The organism is Chryseobacterium daeguense DSM 19388 (genome assembly GCF_000430825.1).
Classification (GTDB): Bacteria; Bacteroidota; Bacteroidia; order Flavobacteriales; family Weeksellaceae; genus Chryseobacterium; species Chryseobacterium daeguense.
In genome coordinates this window covers 39,677-47,240 of sequence record NZ_AUMT01000021.1, presented here as the reverse complement: position 1 = coordinate 47,240, position 7,564 = coordinate 39,677, and the positions used below count along the sequence as shown (strand labels likewise).

The window sequence follows — 7,564 nt, the reverse complement described above, 5'->3', positions numbered from 1 at the left end:
ATATCTTACCCCTCTCTCTTGGAGAAGATGCCTACCGCCTTTTTTAAGATATCACGTTCAAGCTTTGTTTCTTCCAGTTCTTTGCGAAGTCTCAATAACTCTTCCCTTATTGGATCAGAGGATATTTGTTTTTCCTTGCTAAGTTTACCTTCTTTGTGAAGTTTTCGCCAATTAACGAGACTTTCTTTACAGATCCCAAATTCTTCAGCTACCGAGGATACATTGCCTCGCTGCTCACTTAAAGATACTGCTTGGATCTTAAACTATAGACTGTAATTTTTTCTGATCTTTTTCATACTCTTAAAGATAAAGAGTATAAGAATTGTGTCCTAACAAAGTTAGCAACTCCACATGCTGGTTAGTACCTGCCGGAGCATCTATCAAACTGAATCTGTTAGAATTAGCCGTTGTTCCCACTACATGAAGTTTCACAGTTGGTGAAATGATTCCCACACCTAACTGCCCTGTAGGTGTTACTACTACATCGTTACTTTCCTGGGAAGCGTTAGGCTTTCCTGTTGCAGAATTATCGCTGGCGCCGTCTACGTGTAAAGTGGCCAAAGGATTTGATGTTTTTATCCCCACCTGGGCGGACAAAGATGCGGAACTGAGCATTACCAGAAGTAATACCAATAATCTTTTACTTTTTTCATAAATGTTGTTTTTTTTTATTTAAAGAATTAATTTTTCTCCATTACGTAAATGCAATTACATTTCAAAAAATATGTGCGAAGCTAGGAATTTTATATTATTTCGGAGAAAAACAGATATACCATCTATATACTACTTTCGCACAAGTGATTATTTATCAATTATATATATAGCAAAATCAATCACATTAACTCACTATCAATTGTAATAACAATTTATTTTATAAAAATAAATTCGTTCTGAATAATAAATAAATGCTACAATCTCAGAATAACTTCATCTCTATATTTTATAAAATTAAACAGAACAACGTGATGAGATAAAAAAAAAGGCCCATTATAGACCTTCAATGTTTTGATTTATTATGCTCAGTTATAATCTTGACTTCACACTTTATTTACTTGGTTCGATTATTCTAATAAAAAAAAGAGCACTTCTTAAAGTACTCTTTCTAAAGATCTTTTGTGTTAATAGAATTTGTAGCCTGTATTATAATGTGAATTTGTTCAAATTATTAAAAATAAGTATGTTTCTATCCCTAACTATCCCATTAATGAGAAAATAAAATGCAACTAATGACGTCTGATTAACATTTAATTTATTAATTAGCCAAAACTAAAACATTTCGTTTACATTATTTTTTAGCTCTATTGACTTTTAATATCGAAACAGCAATATTTTATATAAAATTAACTATTACAGTTCAAAACAAATATAGTCATTTTGTGTAAAATAAATAACTTTATTAACAATTATTTATTTTACAATCCTTTACAGTTAATAGAAATTTAAAGCTGATGATAAAGATAACGGTTGGGAAAGGTTAGCTTTTCACTTTTTCTTGTATTGCCATTAATTATATGGACAATATTCATCTGATCATCAAAAAGGTTGTAAAGAAAACTAACCGCCGCTTCTACTTTTTTTGGATTTTCAACAGGTTCAGATTCCAGGTAAACATTTACAGATTCATGGTCTTCTTCATATCCAATGAAGTTAACCTTCATGAACTTACCGTTACTTTTAAGCTTAAAGTATTCTGAACTGTAGTTTTTAAGCGCTTCGTTAAGCATTGGTTTGTATTTAGGATCATTAAAATGATATGACTGGTTATATTTTTTGCTTAATCCATTTTCCAGATCATCAAGAAAAAAACGCCCGGTTACTTCAAAAGTTTTTGATTTCGAATTATAATTAATCTCCACAGACCCCACATGATAAGGGTGCTTCACCTTTGTAAAAGACAAAAACAAGAAAACAGGAAGCAAAAAAAGACAAAAACTCTTCATAAATCAAGACCAATAAATTTGTTCCGAAATTAATCATTATTTTCGTAAGCTTTTATATTTTACTTTATGATGCAGGATTTTTTATTTTATCTAAACCTTGGCTGGGAACATATTATTTCGTTGGACGCGCTGGATCATCAGCTTTTTGTACTGGCATTAATCGCGGTGTATTCTTATAATGACTGGAAAAAAATTTTAATTCTGGTTACAGCTTTTACCATCGGACATTCAATAACTTTGGCGTTAAGCATTATGGATATTGTAAGAATCAATTCTGATTGGGTGGAATTTTTAATTCCTTTAACCATTGTTTTAACCTCCCTGGATAATATTCTGATGAACAACAAAAAACAGACGCTCATGAAAGCGAACTATTACCTGACATTGATTTTCGGGCTTATTCATGGAATGGGCTTTGCTAATACGGCAAGAGTCATGATTGCAAAAAGCCAAAGCATTGCAGTTCCGCTACTTGGCTTCAATATCGGATTAGAACTGGGGCAGATTGTGATTGTCTTTGGAATCTTGATTGTTCTTTTTATTTTGCTTAATCTGTTTAAGGTAAACAAGAAAGACTGGGTGCTCTTTGTTTCATCAGGAGTCTTTGCATTATCATTAAAAATGACTTTAGAAAGAATTCCTTTCTGAGGCTGAAACATTTTTATATTTTCAACTACTTATTATTATATTTGTTAATTCTTAAACAATTTCGGTTATGAAACTAAAAGTTGCCGCACTTTCAGTATTTGCTTATATTGGGTTAACCGCTCAAAATATTCAGAACAATCCTGGAAGCAACCATGGGAATAAATTCGAGCAATTAGGAACTATTCTTCCTACCCCAAATATCTACAGAACAGCTTCAGGAGCCCCGGGACACGGCTATTGGCAAAACAGGGCAGATTATGATATCAAAGCTTACCTGGATGAAGATAAAAGAAATCTGAAAGGTTCTGAAACGGTAACATATTACAATAATTCTCCCGATGAGCTGGATTATATCTGGCTCCAACTGGATGAAAATCAGCAGTCAAGCGTAAAAAAAGCAGATTTTCCATTTTCTTCTTCGCTTCCCAAGGCGTCCAACGACCAGCAGCTAAGAACAACGGATATACCCGTAAAAGATAATGGTTATGGTGTTAACCTGGAAAAGGTAACCGATGCATCAGGATCTCCGCTGCCTTATACGGTAAACAAAACCATGATGCGTATTGACCTGCCGAAGCCATTGAAAAAAGGTGAAAAACTTGTATTCAAAATAGACTGGAACTACAATATCCCAAACAGGATAAAAATGGGCGGCCGTGGCGGCTATGAAAACTTTGCTGAAGACGGAAACGATCTTTACACGATGGCACAATGGTACCCTAGAATGTGTGTATACAGCGATTTTCACGGGTGGCAGAATCATCAGTTTACCGGAAGAGGAGAATTCGCTCTTGTTTTCGGGGATTTTAAAGTTTCCATGAATGTACCTGCAGATCATGTTGTGGGCGGAACCGGAGAATGCAAAAACTATGATCAGGTTTTAACATCAGATCAGCTGGCAAGATATAATAAGTCTAAAACTTCTGCAGAACCGGTAGAAATTGTAACTCTGGATGAAGCAAAAAAAGCAGAAAAAAATCATTCAAAACAAAGAAAAACGTGGGTTTTTGAGGCAAATAATGTAAGAGATTTTGCATGGACATCTTCAAGAAAATTCATTTGGGACGGGATGGGCGTAACTATTCCTGAAAACAACAATAAAGTAATGGCTATGAGCTTTTATCCAAAAGAAGCTTACGGATTATACAGAAAATATTCTACGAAAGCTGTTGCACACACCATTAAAACCTATTCGGAATTCACCATTCCTTATCCATATCCGGTAGCTCAGTCAGTGGAGGCGTCTAATGGCATGGAATATCCTATGATTTGCTTTAACTACGGAAGAACCGAAAAAGACGGAACATATTCTGAAGGTATTAAAAACGGAATGCTGGGCGTAATTATCCACGAAGTGGGTCACAACTTCTTCCCGATGATCATTAATTCTGACGAAAGACAGTGGACATGGATGGATGAAGGCCTCAATACTTTTGTAGAATATCTTACAGAAGAAAAATGGGACAATAAATTTCCTTCAAAAAGAGGTCCGGCATGGACAATCGTAGATTACATGAAGCTTCCGAAAGATCAGCTGGAACCCATCATGACCAATTCTGAAAATATTGTTCAGTTTGGTCCGAATGCCTATGCAAAACCGGCCACCGGATTAAATATTCTTCGTGAAACCATTATGGGAAGAGAACTTTTCGACAAAGCTTTTAAAACATATTCTAAAAGATGGGCATTTAAACATCCTGAACCTGCGGATTTTTTCAGAACAATGGAAGATGCAAGCGGTGAAGACCTGGATTGGTTCTGGAGAGGCTGGTTCTACGGAACAGATCCGGTAGATATTGCCATCGATAAGGTAACTGTGGCTGCTGCTGACCTTGAAACTGCTCCAAAAGGAGGAAGCGAAATAAAATATAAAGTGGAAAAACCTTTATTGAATGATTTTGAAGATATTTCAAAAATCAGGAACAGAGAAGATAAGAATATTACTTTTTATGTAGACAAAGATAAAGATGCCCAAGATTTCTATTACAGGTATGACAGAGGCCAGGAAAAAGTAGATAACGACAAAGAATATTCATTCAAAATAGATGGAACGGATGCTTTGACTCAGAAGGATAAAGATAAATTTAAAAATATCACAGCTTACCAGATCGATTTCAGCAATAAAGGCGGATTGGTAATGCCAATTATCCTTGAATTCACTTTCGAAGACGGATCAAAAATGACAGACAAATCTTCAGCACAAATCTGGAGAATGAATGAGCAAAGAGTTTCCAAAACGTATTATTTTGATAAAAAATTAAAATCAATACAGCTGGACCCGATGAGAGAAACAGCAGACATTGATACTTCCAATAATTTCTGGAGTAATAATGGTGGAACATCAGAGATTTCAAAATTCCAGTTATTTAAGCAAAAAGAAAGTGGTAACACCAGAGGAGCTTCCAATGGAAGGGTAAATCCGATGCAGGCAGCCGGAAAGAAATAATAAAGAATATAAATAAGCCGTTAACAGAAACCGTTAACGGCTTTTTCATTGTATTTATTGAATTGAAAAAGTGGATACAATTGTACTCTTTTCGTCAAGAGCATTCGGATTGGTAATTGTGATCCCGTATTCACCGGCAGGTTTATCTTTCAGGGTAATCAAATAAGAGCTGTTACCATATTTTTTTGCTGTAAAATTAAGATATTGAAGCTTATTGGTTTTTACAGTTCCCCAATTGTTTTGTGAAGAAACTTCTGCTCTTCTGTATTTCTTACTCGAATCAAAACGGAAAATCTTTACAATCGCCATAGGATCTGTATTATTATCTACCGAACGAACGATAAACTGAAGATTATCCGAAGCTTTAAGCTTTGTATCTGAGCAGCAACCGTCGATCTGCAGCTTGGATTTTACACTTCCTATTCCCACAATGAATCCCTGCATTCATAGCAGAACGCATTTGTGTTGTGTGTTTCTGAAGTAACTGGGTTGTATTATCTGATTTTAAAACCATACATTCACCTACGAATTCCGGTTCCTGAATATTCTGTGCAAAAGAGCTTGCACACCAAAGTAGTGTTATTGCAGTAAATGCAACATTTAATAATTTTTTCATCAATTTATATTTCTATGTTTTTACGCTACAAATATATAAAAATTTTCAAAACCAAATAAAAAATATTTTTTATGTTAATTTAATTCATAAAAATTTTCAAAAAACTTTTATAAGTTCTCCCGAGTGGCAGCTTACCTCCTCCTTCCAGATATACGGAACTGGCGTCATAGGAATTGATATGGGATGAAAGCACAATATAAGATTTGTGAATTCTTATAAAGCCAAAATCCTGAAATTTTTCTTCAAAATTTGACATCCTGTCCAAAATCATATACTTTTTGAAAGCTGTTACCAGAATAATATATTCACCAAATCCTTCCACCCATAGAATATCTTTCAGAAATACTTTATTGATGACATAATTGGATTTAAACATAATAAAATCCTCCTGAGTTTTATTTTCCGTTGATTTTTTAAACCGGAGAAAATCTTTTGCTTTATTAATTGCTTTTTTAAATGTATCAAAATCCACCGGCTTTACAAGATAATGTACCACATCCAGCTCAAAGGCTTTTACCGCATGCTGTGTTTCCAGAGTCATAAATATGCACAATGGCTTATAAGGAAGGCTTTCCAGAAGCTCAATACCATTCATCAAAGGCATATTAATATCTAAAATTACAAGGTCCGGCCTGTTTTCCTTTAAATATTCCAAAGCCTCTACCGGATTTTGGAAAGAGTTCAAAATTTCAACCTCATCAATATTTCCGCAATACTGCTTTACCAGCTGTAATGCCGGATATTCATCATCAACGCTTACTATTTTCAAATCAGCCATTGTAATTAATTTTTAAAATAGTCTGGTAATTTTTATTGTCTAAAACTTCGGAAGAAAAGCTGTATTTTCCTGTATAATATTTTTCAAGGATGCCGGTAATTGCTTTATTTCCCAGTCCCTGATATCCAATATCTAAAGATAGATTTTTGTTTTCGGATATGGAATTTTCAATGGTAAGAATAATTTCCTGGTTCTCAATCGTAAATAAAACCCTTACAAAGGCAGAAGGTTCCATTCCGATGGCAGAATGCTTCAGCGAATTTTCAAACAAAGTAAGAAAAACCGAAGTCGGAATTTCTATCACCTCACACGCTTCCTCATTCTGAATAGTAAAAACAATATCAAGCTGGTTATTATATTTAAGCTGATACAGTTCTGTAAGAGACTTAAGGGAAGAAAACTCCTGCGCGACACTTATTTTTTCTTTGCCGCTGTCATAGATAATATACTGCAGCAGTTTGCTGAGCTGTAAAATAGAATTGGAGGTTTTTTCTGTGGGAACAAAGCTGTTTACATAAATATTATTCAGTGTGTTGAGCAGAAAATGAGGGCTTAATTTAGATTTAAGCAAATCAATATACAGCTGTTCCTTCTGCTCGCCAAGATCTGCCACATCCTGCTCTATAATAAATTTGTCTTTCGTAATTCCCAAAAACGAGGCTACAAGAATCACGATAGCCTGGGTGATATACACATTATATAAAAAAGTAGTGTAGCCCAATTCCTCAGAAAACTGCATGGTAAAGATGGCAGGCTCATACAAAATCCTGAAAAGGCTTGAAATCAAAAAGCAGATGAGCGCATATAAAATAAACTCCGGGTATTTATTCGATAAATAAAATTTAGGAACAAGAAACTGGTACACCCAATAATAAATTCCTAAGCTGTAAATAATATTAAAAATAATGCTCCAGATAAGATCCGGGGGATTCAGGAAGGTGTTTTCCGTAAAATAAATGATCAAAACAAACACTAAAAAGAAAAATACATGCTGAAATCCCAGCAGAAACTTCCATCTGTAAGACATGAGTTTACTCAAAATTTTAGAACTAAATAAAATCCTGAATATCAACAATATAACTACAATATTTACAAGTAAAAACATCCTTACAATGCTGGTTTCAAAGATTTCAAAT

Annotated in this window: 8 protein-coding genes; 2 read left to right on the top strand and 6 right to left on the bottom strand. The window is 34.4% G+C overall.

Features of this window, described 5'->3' with window-relative positions:
- Positions 1–5: 5 nt before the first annotated feature.
- The 3 genes from H560_RS23815 to H560_RS0118850 all read right to left on the bottom strand — a co-directional run bounded on the left by H560_RS23815 (position 6) and on the right by H560_RS0118850 (position 1,883).
- Positions 6–257: a transposase gene (locus H560_RS23815; protein WP_081413913.1), complete on the bottom strand. Its 252-nt coding sequence runs from the start codon at positions 255–257 to the stop codon at positions 6–8.
- Between the two features lie 43 nt (positions 258–300).
- Positions 301–633: a hypothetical protein gene (locus tag H560_RS22010; protein WP_051289388.1), complete on the bottom strand. Its 333-nt coding sequence runs from the start codon at positions 631–633 to the stop codon at positions 301–303.
- An 806-nt stretch (positions 634–1,439) separates the two neighbouring features.
- Positions 1,440–1,883 carry a DUF6702 family protein gene (locus H560_RS0118850; protein WP_316929372.1) on the bottom strand — a complete coding sequence of 148 codons (444 nt, stop codon included), beginning with the start codon at positions 1,881–1,883 and terminating at the stop codon, positions 1,440–1,442.
- A gap of 126 nt (positions 1,884–2,009) precedes the next feature.
- Here H560_RS0118850 and H560_RS0118845 point away from each other — a divergent pair, with 126 nt between their 5' ends.
- Together H560_RS0118845 and H560_RS0118840 are read left to right on the top strand one after the other, a co-directional pair.
- Positions 2,010–2,588, top strand: a complete 579-nt coding sequence (locus tag H560_RS0118845; RefSeq protein WP_027381424.1) for a HupE/UreJ family protein — start codon at positions 2,010–2,012, stop codon at positions 2,586–2,588.
- A 67-nt stretch (positions 2,589–2,655) separates the two neighbouring features.
- Positions 2,656–5,034: a M1 family metallopeptidase gene (locus H560_RS0118840; protein ID WP_027381423.1), complete on the top strand. Its 2,379-nt coding sequence runs from the start codon at positions 2,656–2,658 to the stop codon at positions 5,032–5,034.
- Between the two features lie 54 nt (positions 5,035–5,088).
- On the opposite strand, the gene H560_RS22005 is transcribed toward H560_RS0118840, so the two are convergent.
- The 3 genes from H560_RS22005 to H560_RS0118825 all read right to left on the bottom strand — a co-directional run bounded on the left by H560_RS22005 (position 5,089) and on the right by H560_RS0118825 (position 7,467).
- Positions 5,089–5,478, bottom strand: coding sequence for a hypothetical protein (locus tag H560_RS22005; RefSeq protein WP_051289387.1), 390 nt, complete (start codon positions 5,476–5,478; stop codon positions 5,089–5,091).
- A 251-nt stretch (positions 5,479–5,729) separates the two neighbouring features.
- Positions 5,730–6,428 carry a LytR/AlgR family response regulator transcription factor gene (locus H560_RS0118830; protein WP_027381422.1) on the bottom strand — a complete coding sequence of 233 codons (699 nt, stop codon included), beginning with the start codon at positions 6,426–6,428 and terminating at the stop codon, positions 5,730–5,732.
- On the bottom strand, positions 6,421–7,467 hold the full coding sequence (locus H560_RS0118825) for a sensor histidine kinase (protein WP_228372509.1): 1,047 nt from the start codon (positions 7,465–7,467) through the stop codon (positions 6,421–6,423). Before H560_RS0118825 ends, H560_RS0118830 begins: the two co-directional genes overlap by 8 nt.
- Between the last annotated feature and the right edge of the window lie 97 nt (positions 7,468–7,564).